Raw genomic sequence first — 20,156 nt, 5'->3', positions numbered from 1 at the left:
ATACCTTCAAACAAAAACATGTATGGAGCCTAGTACGGCGCAAAAAGACATCATCAAGTATAGTCTTGCAGATATCACCAAATATTTCCTGAAACTGGGTGCTCTGGGCTTCGGCGGCCCGGTGGCATTGGTAGGTTACATGCACCGCGACCTCGTCGAGCAGCGCCAGTGGATCAGCGAAGACGAGTACCGGGAAGGTCTCGCTTTGGCACAACTCGCGCCTGGTCCTTTGGCCGCCCAGCTTGGGATCTACCTTGGCTACGTCCATTATGGAGTCTGGGGCGCCACATTGACGGGCCTTTCCTTTGTACTCCCCTCGTTTATTATGGTGGTATTGCTGGGTATGGCCTATAAAGTCTACGGAGGTCTGCCCTGGATGCAATCGGTTTTTTACGGTGTTGGTTCTGCCGTTATTGGGATCATTACCCTGAGTTGCTATAAGCTCACGCTCAAATCAGTAAGCAAGATTGAACCGGAGGCAATCAAAAGCCGCTGGCTGCTCTGGGTCTTTTTTCTGGCAATGGCCGTTGTCACGGCAATTCTGGAACGGGAAGAGGTCTGGCTTTTTATCCTTCTGGGGTTCGTGTATATGGCAGTGAAAGCGCCGCCCAAATGGATGCAAAAGAAGGGAAATGCGCTTTCTGCGATCCTTTTGACCGGAACCGGGTTCTGGCAGTTCCATCCAGGCAAACTTGTGCAGCTTGGATTGTTTTTTACCGAAGCCGGCGCATTTGTTTTTGGCAGTGGACTTGCAATCATCCCGTTTCTGCAAGCCGGGGTAGTCAACCAAATGGGGTGGCTTAATGAACAGCAGTTTCTGGACTCCGTAGCAGTGGCCATGATTACCCCGGGGCCGGTAGTGATCACCGTTGGTTTTATCGGTTTCCTCGTTTCGGGGTTCGCCGGCGCGGCCGTAGCGGCATTAGGGGTATTTTTTCCGTGCTTTGTTTTTACCGTTTTGCCTGCACCCTACTTTAAAAAAATAGCCAAAAACGCCAGTATCAAAGCATTTGTAGATGGGATTACAGCCGCGGTTGTCGGCGCTCTGGTAGGATCTGTGTTTGTCATCGCCACGCGCTCGATCGTGGACGTCCCCTCTGCCATTATCGCCATATTGACTGTTTTTGCCCTGATTTATATCAAAAAGATCCAGGAGCCTTATATCATTCTTGTTGCAGCTATTGTTGGCTTTTGCATTAAAACATTCAGTTGAGACAGCATATAGGAAGAATCCTGTTGTTCAGGTAATGAACAGCCTTTGCTAATTAAAAAGCAGGCCAAGTGATCGACCACTACAATTGGGTATGAACCTGCATTATGGATCAAAACCGGGTAAATTCAATACAGGAATACGGGCATTATGGGCCAGCTTCCCGGCCACGCTTCGATGGAACAACCCGGAAAGAAAACCATGTTTCCTATGCACAGCGACGATCATCGATGCATTGTGCAACTGTGAAAATGCCAGGATCTGTGCGGCAGTATCATCCCCCTCGATAAAATGAAATTTGGGATCGTACTGCGCGAACGTGCTGCGCAGAGCCGACAGGTCGGCGTCGTCTTCTGCCGCACGACGCTCTTCTCCCTCATACCGCACATTTACCACATGGAGCTCCGGCCTAAACGCATTGAGAATTTCCATTAGACGATTTGCCTGCTTAACCGGCAAATCTTGAAGGTCCGTGGTGAAAACCACCGTGGCAAGTGCACCGCCGATCATTGCTTCTTCCGGCACGATCAGCAATGGATACGCGCTGGTCCGCTGAATTTGAGTCGTAGTGCTTCCGACCAACAGTTTCTCTAATCCGGACTTACCCGCTACGCCGATGGCCATTATATCAATGGATTGCTCCTCGCACAGCGTGTTGATCCGTTCTGGCAGATAGGCATCCTCGGCCATCAGGTCGATCGTGATGGTACTGTCTATCAAAGGCCTGATACGATCGTGCACTAAGCCGAGTTCCTGCATGCTTTCCAGGTAGATTTGCTGTCCATCCTGAACCACAGGTATTTCGGCCCCTCCAACAACCGTTTGAAATGCATGATATAAAACCACGCGGCTGATTTGCAACGGTCCTGTCAATCCACAGGCATATTCGGCAGCCCTAAAAGCCCCCTCCGAAAAATCCGTTAATATCAACATCGATTTCATGGCGTCGATAATATACCCGGGTGTCAGGTTTGCGGCCCGCCGCCACCCAGCAATTCAAAGCTGATCTTGCCCGTGATACGGTACTCTGTAATCCGGTCTTGCTCGACGACCGCAGTCAGTTCCTTGATGTAAATCGACCGGATATTCTTCAATGTTTGGGCCGCATGTGTTACAGCCGTTTGGGCCGCGTCCTCCCAGCTTTCGGTGGAATTGGCCATTACCTCGATGACTTTTATAACAGACATAGTAATCGACGTTTAGTGACAGAAAACACCCCGCATTACCGGGCTGCGAAAGCTGGAAAACGTGTCAATAAACATGCCCCTGGCAAAAGCCGCTGTTACAGTATGTATTGTGGAAAATTACCGCCAATTCCCACCCCCGCTGGGGAACGCCTTCCCGGCTGGTATCCAGGCCGGATATTTGCTATTTTTTGCTATTGATGGAAAATGGCTCGCCAACTCGAAGGTTTCAGATACTCTGCTGCACAAAAAAGGCTGTTTCCTTTTACGAAAACAGCCTTTTTATTAGTCTTTTCCTTTCGCTGGGATTGTCCAGATCAAGTTCTAAGGATTTGTTCTCAGATCTGATAGTAAGCTTTGTTTAGCCAGCTATCAGGCCACTCCTCAAAGACTAACATGATCAATAGCTAAATAACCGTGCCACAAAGGCCCATGAAGCACCCGTACGCCTATTTAAAATCCGCTCCGACATTCCATTTCCACTCCCGCACTTCGGGCATGTCTTGTCCGTGTTCGTTGATGTAGGCCCTGTGCCGGATCAGCGTTTCTTCCATCAATTGGCCGAGATAGGTAGTAGCGCTGCTGGTTTCAGGTAGTCTCTCGATCACTTCGCGTACGAGGTGAAACCGGTCGAGCCCGTTCAACACCGTCATATCAAAGGGTGTGGAAATGGTACCTTCCTCCTGGTATCCTTTCACATGGAAGTTGTTGTGGTTGGTGCGGTTATAAGTAAGCCGGTGAATAAGCCACGGGTAGCCATGATAGGCAAAAATCACCGGCTTGTCACGGGTAAAAAGCAGGTCAAAATCCCGGTCATCGAGCCCGTGCGGGTGTGCGCGGTTCGATTGCAGTTTCATCAGGTCGACCACATTCACGACCCGGATCCTCAGCGCCGGAAGGTGTTTTCTCAAAATGCTGACTGCCGCCAGCGTCTCGAGCGTAGGCACATCGCCCGCACAAGCCATCACCACGTCCGGGTCGTGCTCATGGTCGTTGCTTGCCCAATGCCATATACCTATGCCCATACTGCAATGCGTGATAGCCGCCTTCATTTCCAGCCACTGCGGGGCCGGGTGCTTGCCGGCAATAATGACATTTACATAATGCTTCGACCGGAGGCAGTGGTCGGCTACCGATAACAGGCAGTTGGCATCCGGTGGCAGATAGACTCTGACAATCTCTGCTTTTTTGTTGATCACATGGTCAATAAATCCAGGGTCCTGATGCGTGAACCCGTTATGGTCCTGTCTCCATACATGCGATGACAGCAGGTAATTTAAAGACGCGATTTTCCTTCGCCAGGGAATACCGAGCGTCACTTTCAGCCACTTCGCATGCTGGTTAAACATCGAATCGACAATGTGGATGAAAGCTTCATAGCTATTAAAAAGGCCATGGCGGCCCGTAAGCAAGTAGCCTTCCAGCCAGCCTTGACATAAATGCTCACTGAGAACTTCCAGCATGCGTCCCTCGGTGGCAAGAAATTCATCCTCTTTATTGATTGGGGCCATCCACTGCCGGGATGAGGCCTCAAATACAGCGTCCAGCTTGTTGGAAACTGTTTCATCCGCCCCGAAAATCCGAAAATTACGTGTGGCTGCATTGGCTTTGATGACATCCCGCAAAAAACGCCCCAGTACAGTGGTGTCTGAAGCACTCTCTTCCCCCGGGGCGGGAACTGTCACGGCATATTGCGTAAAGTCAGGCATTTGCAGGTCCCTGAGCAGCAATCCGCCATTGGTATGCGGATTGGCGCCCATCCTGCGGTCTCGCGCAGGAGCCAGCGCCGCAATGCCGGCATATAAACGGCCTGCTTCGTCAAAAATCTCGTCTGGCCGGTAACTCCTTAGCCATTCTTACAGTTGAGGCAGATACTGATGATGCAACGCTGGCGAGGGCAACGGAACCTGGTGCGAACGGAACGTCCCCTCGATCTTCTTGCCGTCCACCTCCTGCGGGCCTGTCCACCCCTTAGGGGACCGGAGCACGATCACCGGCCATACTGGCCGGTGCAAATGTCCCATGTTCCGTGCACTGGATTGAATGCTTTGGATTTGATGAACGGCCCGGTCCATTGCCGATATCATTTCTCGGTGCATCTGCATGGGGATTTCCCCTTCCACGAATAGCGGTTCCCAACCACAACCTCGCAGAAAATCCCCGAGCTCCTGATGGCTAATGCTCGCCAGAACGGTGGGATTGGCAATTTTGTAGCCGTTCAGGTGCAGGATCGGCAGTACGGCCCCATCCGTAACCGGATTTAGAAACTTGTTGGAATGCCAGGCCGCTGCCAGTGGCCCGGTTTCAGCCTCTCCGTCGCCAACTACACAGGCTGCGATGAGCTCCGGATTGTCCAGCACTGCTCCGAAAGCATGACTCAATGAATAGCCGAGCTCCCCGCCTTCGTGAATGGATCCCGGGCATTCAGGCGAAGCGTGGCTCGGGATACCACCAGGAAAGGAAAACTGCCTGAACAGCTTCTGCAGTCCTTTCTCGTCCTGACTGATTTCCGGATAAATTTCCGAGTAAGTTCCTTCCAGATAAGTGTTTGCAACCACCGAAGGCCCACCGTGCCCCGGACCGGAAATATAAAACATGTCCAGATCGTACAGCCGAATAACCCTATTCAAATGAGCATATATAAAGTTCTGACCCGGCGTAGTTCCCCAATGGCCCAGGATGTTCCTTTTAACGTGCTCAGGCCGCAACGGACGGCGCAGCAACGGATTTTCGAGCAGGTAAAGCTGACCAACCGACAGATAGTTGGCTGCCCGCCACCATCCATCGACCATTTCCAGATCGTTCATGTTAATCTCTGCCATAATCGGTTTTTTAGCTTGCATTATCCAGCACCTGCTGGGTTTGTTCAGCGATAATTTGCTCTTCATCCGTCCGGATCATGTACACACGCGTGGACCCAGATGAGCGGGAAATTTCAAACGCATTGTGCTTGTTGCTGGTCTCATGCAGAGAAATGCCGAGAAAACCCAACCCGTCACAAATCTGTGCCCTGATGGCCGGGATATTTTCCCCGATTCCTCCGGAAAAAATCACCGCATCCAGCCCTCCTAGTGCACCGCAGAGGCCACAGAGCGCTTTTCGGGCCTGGTAGCAGAATAAATCGACAGCTTGCCTCGCGCGAATATCCTGCCGAGCCTCTTCGAGCAGTTCTCCGATGTCCGCGGTCGTATCCGACACGCCTAGCAGGCCGCATTCGGATTGTACCAGTTTCTCAATTTCAGTCAAACCAAACCCTTCCGATTTCATCAGGTAAGTCAGTATGCCCGGATCCATGTCGCCGGGGCGGGAGCCCATCATCAGCCCGGCTTCGGGGGTAAACCCCATCGTCGTATCTATACTTTTCATCTCCCTGACCGCCGTCATACTTGCTCCACTACCCAGGTGCGCGATGACTAGTCTGCCTCCGGCAGCTTCCTCGCCTACCCTATTCCTGAATTCACGGAGCAAATAGGTACACGACAACCCATGGAAGCCATAACGTACGATTCCCTTTTGGGTCAGATACCGCGGAAGAGGCATCATCCGGGCCACCTCAGGCAGACCTGCGTGAAAGGCCGTGTCAAAACATGCCACATGCAGCACGTCGGGCAATAGCTCTTTAATATTGTCGATGACCGCCAACGCGGGGTTCATATGAATTGGTGCGAGCAGCTTGTTTTCATTCAGCTCGGTCATTACCTCGTCTAAAATCAACACCGGCCGCCTGCGGTTGCGTCCATGAACGATCCTGTGCCCGACTGCTCTGATGCCGCCCAGCAAATGGACATTTTCCAGATATGAGATGATCTGTGCCACTGCCTCCTGAGCACCGCCGATCGGAGCAACGCGCGTGTCACTGCCCTCGACCTGCATAGACGACTTTCCGCTTCCGATTTGATTAATTTTCCCTTTCAGTATTTTTTCACCCGCTCGGCGATAAACACCGAACTTGATGCTGGAAGAGCCGCAGTTAATCACCAGTATGATGGAGTTATCACTATTCACGACTTTGTAGAGAATTATCTCCGTTGAAAGTGGGAAATCAGCAGCGAGAAATTGCTCAATAACTATGCCTTCGGCGAGGTATTTCCCAAAGCGAGCTTACGACTCGTGCCGGGCAGCTGCTCACCCGCTCCATTTGCCCCGCTTTCCTCAACAATTTCTTCCACCGCACTTGTCTTACTACACGATATATTTATATATTTGAATATTCTAATATAATAGAGCCCAAGTAGCAAACCCATTGCATGTTTATAAGGCTGAATTGTTCAAAACTGAGGATTCATCGCCATTAGAAGCACTCGCGGATCTAGTTCAGGCAGCAGTAAATAAATGAATGCGTCAATTAGTGATAATCAGAATGAAACTGGCTTATTCGATGAGCAAGAAACGCTTCTGTTGCTAAAACGCTATTTGCCGTCGCAACCACCCCTGAAAGACTTTATCCATCACAACCCGCTGCATGGTTTTCAGGACCTGAAATTTGAAGACGGACTAACACTCGCTTCCAGGATCTTTGGCTACCATGTTCATTTGCCATTGGGAGAATACAGATCCCTCTACCAATCCGGCAAAATCAGTAGTGAGGCGCTCCATCGGGTTGTGCATGAAAAACATGGCCCGGATAGTTTCCAGGAATGGGAAGACCGGCTTCTTTTCAGGCAATACCATCCCAAAGAACACTGCCGTATCGGATCTCTGCGCTCAAACTGGAAGAGAACACATCAGATTGACCTTGATGCACAGACGCACCCTATCCTATTTCGCATTTTATGCAGCTATCTGGACCAGGGAATAGCTACCTGGACGTGTCCTGTGGCCCCGGAAGGCTTTCTTGCATCCGTGCGTGAAATGGAAAGCAACGGCCTGGTAAGCTTTTTCAGGACTACCCGCGCCTCCCGACTGCTAACGGATACCATATGCGGTATAAGGGACCTTCTCAATATCCTTGTAGGCCGCTCCGCGCTGTATCAGCAGTACCTGTTTGATCAGCAGTTTTCTCACCCGGGATGGTCGGGAATGGCAGCCTGGATTGAAAAAAATCCCGACGGGCTTTCCATTGAGCGAAAAATTTCCCTGACCGAGCTGATTCAGCTCGAATTGCTTCTGGAAATAGACGCCCTGGATTTTCGTTTTGGTCTGCACTGGTTACCATTAGGCAGCCAGGTACGATGGACACAGCAAAATATTTTCGCACCGGCGCAGCAAAGCGAACTGGAGCAGGTACTGACGATCTGGCAAAATGCCTTTGAATGGACCTATTATGATCGTGTTCTGGCTATGCTTTCTACACAGAAAGAAGAACGCACCAGGCTGGTCGACAAATCTTTCCAGGCGCTGTTCTGCCTGGACGATCGTTCCGGTTCGCTTCGCAGACATCTGGAGCAGGCAGACCCGGGTTGTGAGACATTTGGGACACCGGGATTCTTTGAGGCCGCCTTTTTCTTTCAAGCCCGGCCGGGCGCGCCCTATACCAAGCAAGCACCGGCGGGCATTAAGCCAAAGCACCTGATCAAACAGGTAGGGCAAATACAAGCCCGAGGTACGCATTTTAATTTGCCCAGGAGCTCAAACTCGCTTTTCCGCGGCTGGCTTATCTCTCAAACTCTCGGTTTTTGGGCAACATTTAAATTGCTCGTCAACATTTTCAGACCATCGTCGAGTCTGGTCGCCAACACCTCCATCGCCGAACAGGACCATGCTCCATGGCTGAGTATTGAAAACGTCACCAGTTATCAGAAAGAAAATAATCTCCAGATAGGCTACACCATCCAGGAAATGGCCGGCTGCGTGGAGGGTTTGCTGCGAAGCATTGATCTGACTGCTGATTTTGGCCGGCTCGTTTATGTGATCGGACATGGGGCCAGCAGCGTCAACAACCCCCACTACGCTGCATATGATTGCGGGGCATGCTCGGGCAATGCCGGAGGCGTCAACGCCAGGGCTTTTGCATGGATGGCCAACAACAAGCAGGTAAGGCGCCTGTTGGGTTTAAGGGGAATCATAATCCCGGATCAGACCCAATTCCTTGCCGCGTTCCACGACACTACCAGGGACGATCTCATTTTCTACGACCGGCATATTCTTTCAGAGAAAAATCTGGTAATGCATGTGTCAGCCAAAACTGCCTTCGCAACGGCGCTCGACCTGAACGCGAAGGAAAGGGCTGCCCGGTTTGCCTTCATTGATCCAGGCCTGACGCCGGAACAGGCACACCATCTGGTCAGGTCCAGATCTGTGTCCCTGTTTGAACCCCGCCCCGAGCTGAACCATGCAACGAACGCGGTTTGTATTGTTGGGCACCGCGCCCTGTCGAAAGGTCTGTTTTGGGACAGACGCCTGTTTATGAATTCATACAACCATGCCCACGACCCCGATGGCGAGGGCCTGAAAGATATTCTGGAATCTGCCACACCGGTTTGTGCCGGCATTAACCTGGAATATTTCTTCTCCCGAACCGATGTGCAGCGAATTGGAGCAGGTAGCAAACTCCCGCACAATGTCATGGGACTCTTTGGGGTTGCCAACGGCATTGAAGGAGACCTCCGAACGGGATTACCAAGCCAGATGACTGAAATTCATGACCCTGTACGGCTGCTTATGATCGTCGAACACTTTCCGGACGTCGTCTGGAAGGTTATTCAAAAATCCCAGCAACTCCGTCAGTGGTTTGCCGGAGAATGGGTTCGTTTGGTAGTAATCGACCCATCGACCCGGACATTCCACAAGCTCGACCAGGGCACGCTGGCCCCATATAGCCCTCCAGCCAATCCCGGCCATATTGCCCGGGCAGCGAACCATTATTCAAACGTGGCATGAAAAATCCACTACTCTATTTATCCAGGCCGCAATCATGACCACTTTTATCATCGCGTTGCTTGCCGTTCCTTTGGCGGGCTTTCTTGTCTGCCTGGCCGTTCCTGCAAAAAATGAGCGGCTGATTTCGGAGGTGGTACAGCTTACCACGTTCATGCAACTGGTCAGCTCGCTGGCATTCGTTTTCCTATGGATAATGAGCGATAACGCAGTCGTGACCTTTAACAGTTCCGCTCTGTTCAAATCCGGCCATTACGAATACAGTTTGAATTTTCTCTTTGATAAAATCACCTCCGTGTTCCTGGTCACCGGCACTATCCTGACTTTTCTGGTCACAACTTACAGCCGTCGGTATCTCCACAGGGAGCAGGGCTACAAACGGTATTTTTACACATTATTACTTTTTTATGTAGGGTACAACACCAGCATCTTGTCGGGAAATTTTGAGACGCTTTTTATCGGCTGGGAAATCCTCGGCATCACTTCTTTCCTGCTCATCTCGTTTTACCGCGACCGCTACCTGCCTGTAAAAAATGCGGTAAAAGTGTTTTCAATCTACCGTTTGGCGGATGTGGGCGTATTGCTGGCCGTCTGGGCAAGCCATCACCTCTGGAGCAGTTATATGAGCTTCGAGAAGCTCTCCGATTACAATCTGATAGACAAACAATTACACGCTCACCACCAGGTTGGTATTGTTATATCAATTTTGATTATCCTGGCTGCGTCGGCCAAGTCAGCCCAGCTTCCTTTTTCGTCGTGGTTACCGAGAGCGATGGAGGGGCCAACGCCTTCGACAGCGATTTTCTACGGCGCTCTTTCAGTACACGCAGGCGTGTATCTTTTGTTGAGAACATACCCTTTCTGGCAGCATCAGTGGGAAATCCGCGTCATGGTTGGTGTCATTGGGATATTGACCAGCATTGTAACTACTGGTATCGCCCGGGTGCAATCGTCTGTAAAAAGTCAGATCGCTTATGCGTCCATTTCACAGATCGGACTGATTTTTATGGAAGTATCAGCGGGCTTTCAAAGTCTGGCGCTGCTGCACTTCGCCGGGAATGCCTTTTTAAGGGCAACCCAACTTTTGGTCTCACCTTCGGCGGTAAGCCAACTGATCGCGCTGCACGAACGCCCTAAGACGCGTGCAATACCCGGCTTGGAAAGGCTCGTTTCAGATCGTGTGCGGACCGGACTATATGTTCTTAGCCTTAAAGAATGGGGGCTGGACTTTTTTATGTACCGTTTTCTTTGGAATCCATTTAAAAGGTTAGGTGAAAAACTTCGTTTTCTGACTGCCCGTCGGACAGCCCTGTTTTTCGCGGTGCTTTATCTGCTCGGGATCTTTTTTTGTTTGAATACCGCGCTGGTCCCGCCACCATTAATGGCCTGGTTACCGGTCGCGTTTTCTTTCACCGGGCTAATGATGACGGTCAGATCCTTTACAGAAAGGAAAAATGTCTGGCGGAGCTGGGTATTGATTATCATGAATCACCTTTGGGTGGTGCTAGCCATTTCGTTCAATGACACAGTCCCTATGGTTCACATTGTATTGTACCTGAGCGGTGTCATCGTCGGTGGCCTTGTGGGATACTGGTGTCTTTACCGGCTTCGAAAGTCGGAAAGATATATCGGACTGGGTCAGTTTCACGGACACATTCAGCGCCATGGCGGGATTGGTATCACTTTCCTGCTTGCGTCGCTGGGGCTTGCAGGCTTTCCTATCACCCCCACATTTGTCGGGGAAGATCTGGTCTTTTCCCATATCCATCCAAACCAAATTTTACTTGCCCTGCTGGTTTCGTTAGGATGTATCCTCAACGGAATAGCGCTGATACGCATCTATGCCAGGGTCTTTCTCGGGCCAAATATGCGGTCACAATATGAGCTGACATACCGTTCGTCCTGACCGGGCTGATGAACGACCGTTAGGCAAACCAAACAGACAGAACCCGACAGGCGGTAATGTACAACTCACTGAGAATTGATTGATTTACATTGAAAAAGGGGCTACAATCGAAGGATAATCCCGTTAACCGAAACTAATAATGACGCAGCAAGACACAAAAGCGACGAACGATGGTATCCCTGGCGTTGACAAACCCGCCCTTTTATTAAGCAGCATTGTAAGAATGAAATGTCCGCGGTGCAGAAAAGGCGACCTCTTCGTTACAAAAAACCCCTACTCGTTCAAGAATAGCCTGACAATGCCCGACAACTGCCAGGTTTGTGGCCAGGACTTCAAGATAGAACCGGGGTTTTACATCGGTGCACTTTGGACCAGCTTCCCGATTGTTATACTGATCCTGGCACTGTTGTCTGTAATCCTGCTGGTATTGCTTGGCCTCTCCCTTGAATTGTTCTTCGTTTTGATCACGATTTTCCTGCTGGCATTGCAGCCTCCGATCATCAGACTGGGCAGGTCTATTTGGATACACATTTTTGTCGGCTTCGAGCACCCCGGCGATCGAACATAAACCTTTATGGCTCTTCCGACGTTTGCAGAACGTTGATCGCCCGCTTTGGCGATTATACTGGGTATTACATTACAATTTTTGCAAATCCGGCTATGGCAACAGAAGAAAGCACCGCAGCACGACACACGGAATTGATCAACGCGTACTTCGAACTGATCGATTCCCATCTTTCGGACCTGGCTGCCGGTCGTCAAACGGAAATGATGGAGCTTAACGACATTGCCGACGAGCTATGCGTTTCCCATAAACATCTGATTGCGGTTGTCAAACAGGCAACAGGAAACCATCCGTGTCATTTTTATATTCAAAAGATCCTGGAAAAAGCCAATGCGATGATGGATGAGACGGATTACCCGGTTGCCGAGATCGCCCGGAAGCTCAGCTATGACCCCTCCAATTTCACCAAATTCTACAAAAAATATACTGGAATAACGCCCGGTCAATACCGGCAGCGGATGTTGGTCACCGGCTGAAAAATCTGAAAAGTTCACCATAACCACTCCGCGCGGCGACTCTACCTTTGACATTATTAACTAAAAATCAACAATAATGTCTAGAAACGATCTCAAAGGTAAAGTGGTGTTAATCGCAGGCGGCGGCAAGAACCTCGGAGGTTTGCTCGCCCGCGATTTTGCGAAGAAAGGTGCCAGTAAACTTGCCATTCATTACAACAGCGAAAGTTCCCGTTCCGAAGCGGAGGCAACACTCGCTGCCGTGAAGGCCGAAGGGGCCGATGGGTTCCTTTTCCAGGGTGACCTCACCCAGATTGGTAATATCACCAGGTTTTTCGACGAAACCATAGCGCGTTTCGGCGGCATCGACATCGCTGTTAATACCGTCGGCAAGGTGTTGAAAAAGCCCTTCGCCGAGACTACGGAAGCCGAGTATGACAGCATGGCCGATATTAACGCCAAAGTTGCGTACTTTTTTATCCGGGAAGCAGGCAGCAAGCTCAACGAAAACGGCAAGATTTGCACGATTGTTACGTCTCTGCTAGCCGCCTACACCGGTTTATATTCTACCTATGCAGGGCAAAAAGCGCCAGTGGAGCATTATACCCGCGCCGCTTCCAAGGAGTTTGGCGCCAGGGGCATTTCCGTCACTGCAGTTGCTCCGGGCCCGATGGATACTCCATTCTTTTACGGCCAGGAAAGTGCCGATGCAGTAGCGTATCATAAGTCAGCTTCCGCGCTCGGAGGACTGACCAATATCAGCGATATCGCTCCGCTGGTGACGTTTCTGGTGACGGACGGCTGGTGGATCACCGGTCAGACGATTTTCGCCAACGGCGGGTATACGACCCGTTAGCGATTGAAAAAGTGTGGCGGGGGTGTGATTCCCGTCACACTTTTTTTGTGACATGTCAAAGCGTATCGCCTACAATCGCGAATACCACATTACCACCTGATTATGCCATTGCATTGCCCACAAGGGCGCCGGTGCGTTTTCCGGCGATCTAAATTTTAACCAAAGTGAAAATCTTGTCGGACAGGTTATCCGTAATTTGTAACGTTTTGGCCCTCCCGTGGGCCTGGTGATGTCAAAAAATTGCTTTATTGCTCCATCAACTCTTCAAATTATGTCCGAAAAAAACGAGATCGTCGCACGCCATTTAAGGAAGTTCGACGCATTGACAGATCAAGATATTGCCGAGAGTCAACCCTTCTGGAAACCCAGAAGGATCAAAAAGGGCGATTTTTTTAATATGCAAAGCATGGTTTGCAACGACCTTGGCCTGGTGGTCAAAGGGATTTTCAGGATATATTACCGTGATCCACAGACAGACAGGGATAAGAACCTCTTCTTTTTCTCAGAAAATCAATTCGTGGTTTCCTTCAGAAGCTTCATTTCCCGCAATCCCTGCTGGTATTTCATAGAGGCCATGGAAGATTCGGAAATTGTATTTATTTCTTATAAAGATCTCAATGGACTTTACGAAACGAATCCCAATTGGGGGAAATTCGGGAGGTTGCTGGCGGAACTGTTTTTTTCCTATGCGCAGACCCGTACGGAAGAATTCATGTTCTTTTCCCATGAAGAGCGCTACCTGAGGCTGTTGGAAGAGCACCCTAACATCGTCGAGCGGATCCCCGCGTACCATATTTCGTCCTACCTGGGCATCACCAACCCGTCGCTCAGCCGCATCAGAAAACGCGTCAAAAGGTAATGTACAGTGAGGCAGATTGCCTATTCTGCGGTCATATGCGTAGCAGTTTTGGCCAGGCGAAATGCCGAGAGCAAATAGTAAAACGCGCCGAAAGCGGCATAACCCGCCAGGCTGGTAATGCCCATCGTGGGATCGTGGGCGAGCGCAATGAACGAAATGCCGCCGGCAACAGATTGCCCACCGCTGATAATCATCGGCCATTGCCCGCCCAGTGATTTCCGGCGGCGTACCCCAAGCATGAGTTGGATCGCCCCGGTGAGGATCGCCCAACAACCGAAGATCACCAACGTTTCGGGAATACCCCGTTGCAGGGCAATACCGACGGCGATCGTCGTGACGATGCTGATCCCGGCATTCACATACTGAGGAACCTTTGAAACACTACGCCGGTTGGCACGGATATCCAGTAATGTACCCACTACGTCCCACGCCGGGTAGACGATTAGCAGGAAAGTAGCGATGCCTGCGGATGATTTGGCAAAAAAAACGACAAGCGTCACCCAAATGACCGAAAAGGCCGTGCGAATCAAGTAGAGGCTGCGTAAGGAGCGGGCGGTAGTAACGGACTGCTCGTCTGTAATGACCTGGGAACGAATTGGAGCTGACATAATCTTCATTTTTAATGTTTTGTTGCTCCAAAATTGCGCGGTTCGCTAAAGTAAAATTTTCACCTAAGTTAAAATGCGGGAAACTTTCCGGTTATCGCTTCGCAATGACCGGATCGACGGAGTAAGAACTGCCTCTTTGCTCTCTCCGGATATTGTAAACAAAACGCTTTTCGTCAATCGTCAGGATTACCTTTGCAGTGTCGCCTGTCACCAAGGAAATATCGAAGTACCTCCTATACTGGTCGTGGTTCGTGAACTCCTGATAAACAACCCTGTCTCTGTAATCCGCTATCTCGATCTTATATCTCAGGCTAGCGGGATTATTGACCGCCAGCCTGACCTTCCCTGCCGAATTGATGGTGACATTAAACTGATAGGGAGCGTTAATGACATCCCCCTGGTGCATTTCCGTCGAGGGAGGCACGTCCTTCCTGACGGGTTCCACAGGTAGCTCCTCCGTTTTCAGCCTTGTCATAATCAGCTTATTTGCTGAAATCTCGGCCAGCAGTTTGTTAAGGCGCCGTTGGTTTCGCTTGTTTTGCCTGATCCATTTGTCAGGCAATTCCTCTTCATAAAGCAGGACATGATCATTGCCAAAAAACTGCACTCGCGTATTCCGGGACCTGGCATCCGTTAGTACCCGCCAGTATGAGCCGGATGAATCGGCCTTTGCGCTCAGATGGCCCTGAGGCGCAGATTGTGCCTGTACTCCGAAATGCAGGGCCTGGAGAAGCAGAATTGAGAGAAGTAAGTTACGCATGTGCTGTCAGTGAGTTGGTTGAACTTTGAACCGAATTCCGGAAGCGAATAAGCGCAACATTTTTATGGCAAATCAGGATTTTAGACGTACTACGCAAACCGTCGCCTACACCACAAAAAACAGCACGGCAGCACATGAACAAAGCCTATTAGCATATCAATCGGGTCCGTCAGGCGTTTGGGAGGTAAATTGTGTCGTTGGGCGAAAGATTGGACACCTGAACCATTGAATCTTTATTTTTAGGTTTCGAAGATCCAAATCCGAAATAATGGTCCGTCTCTCTTCTGTCAAACCATCCAAGGAGCTTTGGGCGCAATGCCTTTTCTGGCTATGCTTTTTCCTCTTTGAGTGGCTCAATACCGGCGCCTACCTGGACAATTTCCAGCAAAGCCTCTGCCAGATCAGCGTGCAATTGCCGCTATTGATCGTGGCAGGCTACTGGCATTTGCTGGTAACCGTACGCCGCTTTCTGCTTCATGGGCGCATGACCGCATTCTGGATTTCGCTCGTTGGCGGTTTGTTTGTATTCGGTGTACTTCGTCGTGTGATCAATTACAAATGGATTTATCCGGTTTACTATCCGGATGCCCTGGAAAAACCGTTCTGGTACGCACCCAAAATCCTGGCCGAAGCCATGCAGCTGCATCTGGTAGTGGGGCTTTTTGTGGTGGTGGACCTGATCAGGCATGCGCTCCGGCAGCAGCAGCTGAGCGAAACATACCGGCGCGAAAAGGTCTCTGCGGAGTACCAGTTGCTGCAATCCCAGGTACAGCCGCATTTTTTGTTTAATACACTGAATAACCTTACATCCGTCTCTATTCAGCACCCCGACAAAATGCCGAACCTGCTGCAACGCCTGGCCGGATTACTGAGCTATCAGCTGCATGAAAGTCATCGCGACAAAGTGCCGCTATCGAAAGAAATTGCCTATTTAAAAGATTATATTTCGCTCGAACAGCTCCGGTACGGCGACCGGCTGGACATCCAGATAAATTTCAATTATCTCGCGGGTACAACCCACGTGGTGGTGCCGCCGATGCTCTTGCTGCCCTTTGTCGAGAATGCGTTTAAACACGGCGCAGCGCAGACGGAAGGACAATGCTGGATCCAGATCAACCTCTCGCTCAACGATAAGCGGCTGGTCTTTTCGGTTGAAAATTCGGTGCAGACGGATGCTCCGGTCCCGTTTCGGTCTGGATTGGGGCTTACTAATCTGAAAAAGCGGCTGGCAATCCTTTTTGCCGAAAACTACGAACTTATAACCATGCCCGAAGAAGGGCAATTTTTAGCAGTTTTAAAATTCAACATCAACTAATGGCAATCCGATGTTTTGTACTTGACGACGAACCGCTGGCTACCGATCTGATGCAGGATTACATCGGCCGGCTGCCCGATCTCGAACTGGTGGGGGTTTGCAATAGCCCTACCAAAGGTTTGCAAATGCTTCAACAGCTACAAGTCGACGTCGTTTTCCTGGATATTCAGATGCCCCGGCTCACCGGCTTCGATTTGCTGCGCCCGCTGGGATACAGGCCGAAGGTCATATTTACCACGGCATTTCGGGAATATGCGTTGGAAAGCTATGAGTTTGATGTGCTCGACTTTCTGGTCAAGCCGATTTCCTTCGAAAGATTTTTGCAATCGGTGGGTAAAATCTACCGGTTTTCGCCCAATCCGGCCCTGCAACAGGAGTTGCCGCAGGCGGTTAGCCCGCTGCGCGAGTACCAATATTTCAAGGTGGACAAGGAAATGGTAAAACTGTTCCTGGATGAAATTTTCTGGATTGAAAGCCTGAAAGACTACGTGCGGCTCCACACGCGCTCGGGACCGCTGGTGTCCTATTTAAGGATCAGCTACCTGGAAGAAAAGCTGCCGCCCGACCGGTTTATCCGCATTCACAAGTCATTCATCATCTCGCTCGATCACATTCAGGCGATCAGCGCAAACTATATCCGGATTAACAACGAAGAAATCCCCATCGGCCGGATTTACAAGGCCAGGTTGGATAAGCAGCTGCAAAATGCCACCGATCCACGCTCGGTTTAACCGTCCGTAAGCAAGTGGGCTCGCGGACGGTTTCTGTTTTCACTGCTAAATCGTCTTATCCAACTCAGGCTGAAACGGCTGGTTGTAAAACCTGCGCCCTTTGTTTTTGTACAAAGCATTGGCGACCGCGCCGAACACCGGCGGGAATGGCGGCTCTCCAAGCCCGGTTGGGTCTATGTCGTTTTGCACGAAATGCACTTCTATTTTCTTCGGGGCCTCTTTGTGCCGAATGAGCCTGTAGTTATCGAAGTTGGTTTGTTGAGCGGCACCGTCCTTGTGGGTAAGTGCCCCATAAAATGCATTGCCTATGCCGTCGACTACCGCCCCTTGTACCATATTGGTGGCAGCCTCGGGGTTTACCACGATCCCGCAATCCATTGCGCTGAAAACACGTTCCACGTAAGGCTGGCCGTCACGGGTCACCATATCGACGATGTGCGCGGCGTACGAATTGTGGCAGAAATAGGCGGCCACGCCCCGGCTGTACTTTTCGCTGCCGGGTTTGCCCCATCCCGATTTGTCACGAACCAGTTCCAGCACGCCTGCATAGCGGCCGGCATCGTAATCATTGTTATTGCCGACCGGATTCTCTTTGGCCCTTTTCAAAAGCTCTAACCGGAACTGGATCGGGTCCTTACCCATTGCTTCGGCTACTTCGTCAAGGAAAGATTGCTCGGCGGCCGCATTGAAATTCGATCGCGGCGCACGGAAAGCGCCGATGGTTATATTCGACGGAATCTGCCAACCTTCCGCCAGATAATTGTCCACAGCTCCTGCCGGAAAACGATTTGCATGAATCGGATGCTCGGGGACACCTCCGCCTTTGACATGGAACCCGATCAGCTTCTTGTCCGCGTCGAGCGCCGCGCGATAAGTGGCCGTGTACATGGGCCGGTAAATGCCGTAGGTCATGTCATCCTCCCGGGTGTATATCAATTTCACCGGCGCCTTTACCTTCCTCGAAATCAAAGCAGCTTCGGAAACGTAATGATTGTAAGCCCTGCGGCCGAAGCCGCCGCCCATCCGGGTCATTTGTATTTCTATTTTCTCGGGGGGCAGGTTCAGCAGCTTGCTGATCGTCGGCTCTATCCAACCAGGAGATTGCAATGGGCCCACGAGCAGCGCTTTTTCGTCGGTAACATGGGCGAAGTAATTCATCGGCTCCACGCAGTTGTGCGCCAGGAACGGGGCCGTGTACGTGCGCTCGATCACCTGCGCTGCATTTTTAAAAGCTGCTTCGGGATCCCCGTCTTTGCGTAGCTCCTGGGCCGGCTTTTGGGCATATTCTGACATTTGCGCCATTTGAGTTTGCGAGCTTTCCAGCGCACCGGGGACCGTCACAATCCTTTTTCCGTCCCTTCCGGCCATAGTGTCATTCACTTCACCTGCGGGCTCCCACTGCGCAACCAGCTTTTTGCGGGCGTTCATCACCTCCCAGGTGCTTTTGCCTACAATTACCAGCAGATCATTGAAAGTACGTGTATCGAAACCTGCCTGTTCGAAACCTTCTTCATATAATTTCATGCTGAAAACATCCTTAATACCGGGCATCTTTAACGCTTCCGCCGAATCGAAGGATTTCAGCTTCATTCCAAACGCCGGCGGGTGCTGGATCATGGCGATTAACATGCCTTCCATGCGGTAATCCAAACCGAAAAGCGGCTTACCGGTGACGACCTTCTGCCCCTCCACATTCTTTTTGGATTTGCGGACAATGGTAAAATCCTTCGGCGATTTCAGCACCAGGTCTTTGGGGACGGGTAAGGTGGCGGCCTTCGCGGCCATCTGGCCGTATGGGGCCGTTTTACCACTGGAATGTGAAAGCACACCCGCTTGGGTCTTCACCTCTCCTACCGGCACATTCCACGTCTGCGCTGCCGCCTCGCGGAGCATTTGCCGGGCAGCCGCGCCCGCCTCCCGCAATGGCTTCCAATACATTTTGACCGAGTTGCTTCCCCCGGAAAACTGCGGGCCCAATTTCACATTGTCGTGCGGCCCTATTTCGACCGTTACATTTTTCCAGTCCGCATCCAGTTCCTCGGCCACAATCATCGGCAGCGAGGTCATCACATTCTGGCCGAACTCTGGATTAGGACAAATGAGTCTGATCCGGTTATCCGCCGTAATCTGAATATAACCGTTGAGTTCCGCCCCTTTGTCCGGCAAGTTGAGCACTTCGGCTTTATCGGCCGATTTGAAGCTGGACAAAAAGCTCACCGTCAGCATCATGCCGCCGCCCGACAGCAGGGATACTTTGAGGAACGAGCGCCTGTTCAACGCATTTTTATCATTGTTCATGGTGAATTTCTTTGGTAGATTCAGGTAATATTTTACTTACCGGCAGCCGATTTGACAGCCTCCTTAATCTTTACATAAGTGCCGCAGCGACAGATATTACCGCTCATCTGGGCTTCGATGTCCTCGTCACTCGGGTTCGGATTGCGTTTCAGTAGTGCAGCTGCCGTCATGATCTGTCCCGACTGACAATAGCCGCATTGGGCCACGTCGTATTCGAGCCAGGCCTTCTGCACGGGATGATCGCCTTTTTCAGATAATCCCTCGATGGTCGTGATGGATGATTTCCCTACGGCCGAAACGGGGAGCTGGCACGAGCGGACCGCATTGCCTTCCAAATGGATCGTACAAGCGCCGCATTGCGCGATGCCGCAACCATACTTGGTGCCCGGGAGGTCCAGATGGTCGCGCAATACCCAGAGCATCGGCGTGGCAGGGTCCACGTCCACCGTCCTGGGTTTTCCATTGATTTTCAGATTGAATGTCGCCACGGTATGGGTGTTTTCTTGTGAGAGCGCTCCTATAAAATGTAAATGAAGCAAAAAAGCACACATTGAACCGCTATTTTCGACAAGACGCACCAAATTCCTCCCGAA

At 51.0% G+C, this 20,156-nt stretch carries 18 protein-coding genes and 1 pseudogene; 10 read left to right on the top strand and 9 right to left on the bottom strand.

The window, feature by feature from the left end; all coding sequences use genetic code 11:
- Positions 1–22: 22 nt before the first annotated feature.
- Entirely contained in the window at positions 23–1,213 is a 1,191-nt protein-coding gene (locus AC2YIT_RS20515; protein WP_487280403.1) for a chromate transporter, read from the top strand.
- Positions 1,214–1,315: 102 nt separating this feature from the next.
- On the opposite strand, the gene AC2YIT_RS20510 is transcribed toward AC2YIT_RS20515, so the two are convergent.
- Positions 1,316–2,143 (bottom strand): universal stress protein, encoded by an 828-nt coding sequence (locus tag AC2YIT_RS20510; protein ID WP_487280402.1) that lies wholly within the window; start codon positions 2,141–2,143, stop codon positions 1,316–1,318.
- Between the two features lie 32 nt (positions 2,144–2,175).
- Positions 2,176–2,397, bottom strand: coding sequence for a dodecin family protein (locus AC2YIT_RS20505; RefSeq protein WP_487280401.1), 222 nt, complete (start codon positions 2,395–2,397; stop codon positions 2,176–2,178).
- 73 nt (positions 2,398–2,470) lie between these two features.
- Between AC2YIT_RS20505 and AC2YIT_RS20500 the strand changes: the two genes are divergently transcribed.
- Positions 2,471–2,683 carry a hypothetical protein gene (locus AC2YIT_RS20500; RefSeq protein WP_487280400.1) on the top strand — a complete coding sequence of 71 codons (213 nt, stop codon included), beginning with the start codon at positions 2,471–2,473 and terminating at the stop codon, positions 2,681–2,683.
- 160 nt (positions 2,684–2,843) lie between these two features.
- Here the strand turns inward: AC2YIT_RS20500 and AC2YIT_RS20495 are convergent, their stop codons facing one another.
- The 3 genes and pseudogenes from AC2YIT_RS20495 to AC2YIT_RS20485 all read right to left on the bottom strand — a co-directional run bounded on the left by AC2YIT_RS20495 (position 2,844) and on the right by AC2YIT_RS20485 (position 6,399).
- On the bottom strand, positions 2,844–4,103 hold the full coding sequence (locus tag AC2YIT_RS20495) for a phosphoketolase family protein (protein ID WP_487280541.1): 1,260 nt from the start codon (positions 4,101–4,103) through the stop codon (positions 2,844–2,846).
- Positions 4,104–4,133: 30 nt separating this feature from the next.
- Positions 4,134–5,201: pseudogene (locus tag AC2YIT_RS20490) on the bottom strand (phosphoketolase family protein); the annotation flags it as partial.
- Positions 5,202–5,226: 25 nt separating this feature from the next.
- On the bottom strand, positions 5,227–6,399 hold the full coding sequence (locus AC2YIT_RS20485) for an acetate/propionate family kinase (RefSeq protein WP_487280399.1): 1,173 nt from the start codon (positions 6,397–6,399) through the stop codon (positions 5,227–5,229).
- Between the two features lie 327 nt (positions 6,400–6,726).
- Between AC2YIT_RS20485 and AC2YIT_RS20480 the strand changes: the two genes are divergently transcribed.
- From AC2YIT_RS20480 to AC2YIT_RS20455, 6 genes are all read left to right on the top strand, one after another.
- A complete protein-coding gene (locus AC2YIT_RS20480) occupies positions 6,727–9,213 on the top strand; it encodes a YbcC family protein (RefSeq protein WP_487280398.1) in 2,487 nt (828 codons plus the stop codon).
- Between the two features lie 34 nt (positions 9,214–9,247).
- Entirely contained in the window at positions 9,248–11,116 is a 1,869-nt protein-coding gene (locus AC2YIT_RS20475; RefSeq protein ID WP_487280397.1) for a proton-conducting transporter transmembrane domain-containing protein, read from the top strand.
- Between the two features lie 139 nt (positions 11,117–11,255).
- A complete protein-coding gene (locus AC2YIT_RS20470; RefSeq protein ID WP_430849325.1) occupies positions 11,256–11,684 on the top strand; it encodes a DUF983 domain-containing protein in 429 nt (142 codons plus the stop codon).
- 92 nt (positions 11,685–11,776) lie between these two features.
- Positions 11,777–12,157 (top strand): helix-turn-helix domain-containing protein, encoded by a 381-nt coding sequence (locus AC2YIT_RS20465; RefSeq protein WP_430849327.1) that lies wholly within the window; start codon positions 11,777–11,779, stop codon positions 12,155–12,157.
- A gap of 76 nt (positions 12,158–12,233) precedes the next feature.
- On the top strand, positions 12,234–12,992 hold the full coding sequence (locus tag AC2YIT_RS20460) for an SDR family oxidoreductase (protein WP_430849329.1): 759 nt from the start codon (positions 12,234–12,236) through the stop codon (positions 12,990–12,992).
- A gap of 271 nt (positions 12,993–13,263) precedes the next feature.
- Positions 13,264–13,851 (top strand): Crp/Fnr family transcriptional regulator, encoded by a 588-nt coding sequence (locus AC2YIT_RS20455; protein WP_430849331.1) that lies wholly within the window; start codon positions 13,264–13,266, stop codon positions 13,849–13,851.
- A gap of 20 nt (positions 13,852–13,871) precedes the next feature.
- Here AC2YIT_RS20455 and AC2YIT_RS20450 read toward each other — a convergent pair whose 3' ends face one another.
- Positions 13,872–14,459, bottom strand: a complete 588-nt coding sequence (locus AC2YIT_RS20450) for a hypothetical protein (protein ID WP_487280396.1) — start codon at positions 14,457–14,459, stop codon at positions 13,872–13,874.
- Positions 14,460–14,550: 91 nt separating this feature from the next.
- Positions 14,551–15,219 (bottom strand): hypothetical protein, encoded by a 669-nt coding sequence (locus tag AC2YIT_RS20445; RefSeq protein WP_430849335.1) that lies wholly within the window; start codon positions 15,217–15,219, stop codon positions 14,551–14,553.
- A 268-nt stretch (positions 15,220–15,487) separates the two neighbouring features.
- Between AC2YIT_RS20445 and AC2YIT_RS20440 the strand changes: the two genes are divergently transcribed.
- Positions 15,488–16,534: a sensor histidine kinase gene (locus AC2YIT_RS20440; RefSeq protein ID WP_487280395.1), complete on the top strand. Its 1,047-nt coding sequence runs from the start codon at positions 15,488–15,490 to the stop codon at positions 16,532–16,534.
- On the top strand, positions 16,534–17,265 hold the full coding sequence (locus tag AC2YIT_RS20435) for a LytR/AlgR family response regulator transcription factor (protein WP_430849339.1): 732 nt from the start codon (positions 16,534–16,536) through the stop codon (positions 17,263–17,265). Before AC2YIT_RS20440 ends, AC2YIT_RS20435 begins: the two co-directional genes overlap by 1 nt.
- Positions 17,266–17,310: 45 nt before the next feature.
- Here AC2YIT_RS20435 and AC2YIT_RS20430 read toward each other — a convergent pair whose 3' ends face one another.
- Together AC2YIT_RS20430 and AC2YIT_RS20425 are read right to left on the bottom strand one after the other, a co-directional pair.
- Positions 17,311–19,563: a xanthine dehydrogenase family protein molybdopterin-binding subunit gene (locus tag AC2YIT_RS20430; protein WP_487280394.1), complete on the bottom strand. Its 2,253-nt coding sequence runs from the start codon at positions 19,561–19,563 to the stop codon at positions 17,311–17,313.
- 32 nt (positions 19,564–19,595) lie between these two features.
- Positions 19,596–20,051 (bottom strand): (2Fe-2S)-binding protein, encoded by a 456-nt coding sequence (locus tag AC2YIT_RS20425; RefSeq protein ID WP_430849343.1) that lies wholly within the window; start codon positions 20,049–20,051, stop codon positions 19,596–19,598.
- Positions 20,052–20,156 lie beyond the last annotated feature (105 nt).

Source organism: Dyadobacter sp. SRI_021, assembly GCF_057586235.1.
The sequence above is the reverse complement of the archived record's forward strand: the minus strand, read 5'-3'. Positions and strand labels throughout refer to the sequence as shown.

Bases quoted from the DNA above. Each gene is read 5' to 3' on its own strand.
- AC2YIT_RS20515 (WP_487280403.1), top strand. From the start codon at position 23: ATGGAGCCTAGTACGGCGCAAAAAGACATCATCAAGTATAGTCTTGCA.
- AC2YIT_RS20510 (WP_487280402.1), bottom strand. From the start codon at position 2,143: ATGTTGATATTAACGGATTTTTCGGAGGGGGCTTTTAGGGCTGCCGAA.
- AC2YIT_RS20505 (WP_487280401.1), bottom strand. From the start codon at position 2,397: ATGTCTGTTATAAAAGTCATCGAGGTAATGGCCAATTCCACCGAAAGC.
- AC2YIT_RS20500 (WP_487280400.1), top strand. From the start codon at position 2,471: ATGCCCCTGGCAAAAGCCGCTGTTACAGTATGTATTGTGGAAAATTAC.
- AC2YIT_RS20495 (WP_487280541.1), bottom strand. From the start codon at position 4,103: ATGCCTGACTTTACGCAATATGCCGTGACAGTTCCCGCCCCGGGGGAA.
- AC2YIT_RS20480 (WP_487280398.1), top strand. From the start codon at position 6,727: ATGAATGCGTCAATTAGTGATAATCAGAATGAAACTGGCTTATTCGAT.
- AC2YIT_RS20475 (WP_487280397.1), top strand. From the start codon at position 9,248: ATGACCACTTTTATCATCGCGTTGCTTGCCGTTCCTTTGGCGGGCTTT.
- AC2YIT_RS20470 (WP_430849325.1), top strand. From the start codon at position 11,256: ATGACGCAGCAAGACACAAAAGCGACGAACGATGGTATCCCTGGCGTT.
- AC2YIT_RS20465 (WP_430849327.1), top strand. From the start codon at position 11,777: ATGGCAACAGAAGAAAGCACCGCAGCACGACACACGGAATTGATCAAC.
- AC2YIT_RS20460 (WP_430849329.1), top strand. From the start codon at position 12,234: ATGTCTAGAAACGATCTCAAAGGTAAAGTGGTGTTAATCGCAGGCGGC.
- AC2YIT_RS20455 (WP_430849331.1), top strand. From the start codon at position 13,264: ATGTCCGAAAAAAACGAGATCGTCGCACGCCATTTAAGGAAGTTCGAC.
- AC2YIT_RS20450 (WP_487280396.1), bottom strand. From the start codon at position 14,459: ATGTCAGCTCCAATTCGTTCCCAGGTCATTACAGACGAGCAGTCCGTT.
- AC2YIT_RS20445 (WP_430849335.1), bottom strand. From the start codon at position 15,219: ATGCGTAACTTACTTCTCTCAATTCTGCTTCTCCAGGCCCTGCATTTC.
- AC2YIT_RS20440 (WP_487280395.1), top strand. From the start codon at position 15,488: ATGGTCCGTCTCTCTTCTGTCAAACCATCCAAGGAGCTTTGGGCGCAA.
- AC2YIT_RS20435 (WP_430849339.1), top strand. From the start codon at position 16,534: ATGGCAATCCGATGTTTTGTACTTGACGACGAACCGCTGGCTACCGAT.
- AC2YIT_RS20430 (WP_487280394.1), bottom strand. From the start codon at position 19,563: ATGAACAATGATAAAAATGCGTTGAACAGGCGCTCGTTCCTCAAAGTA.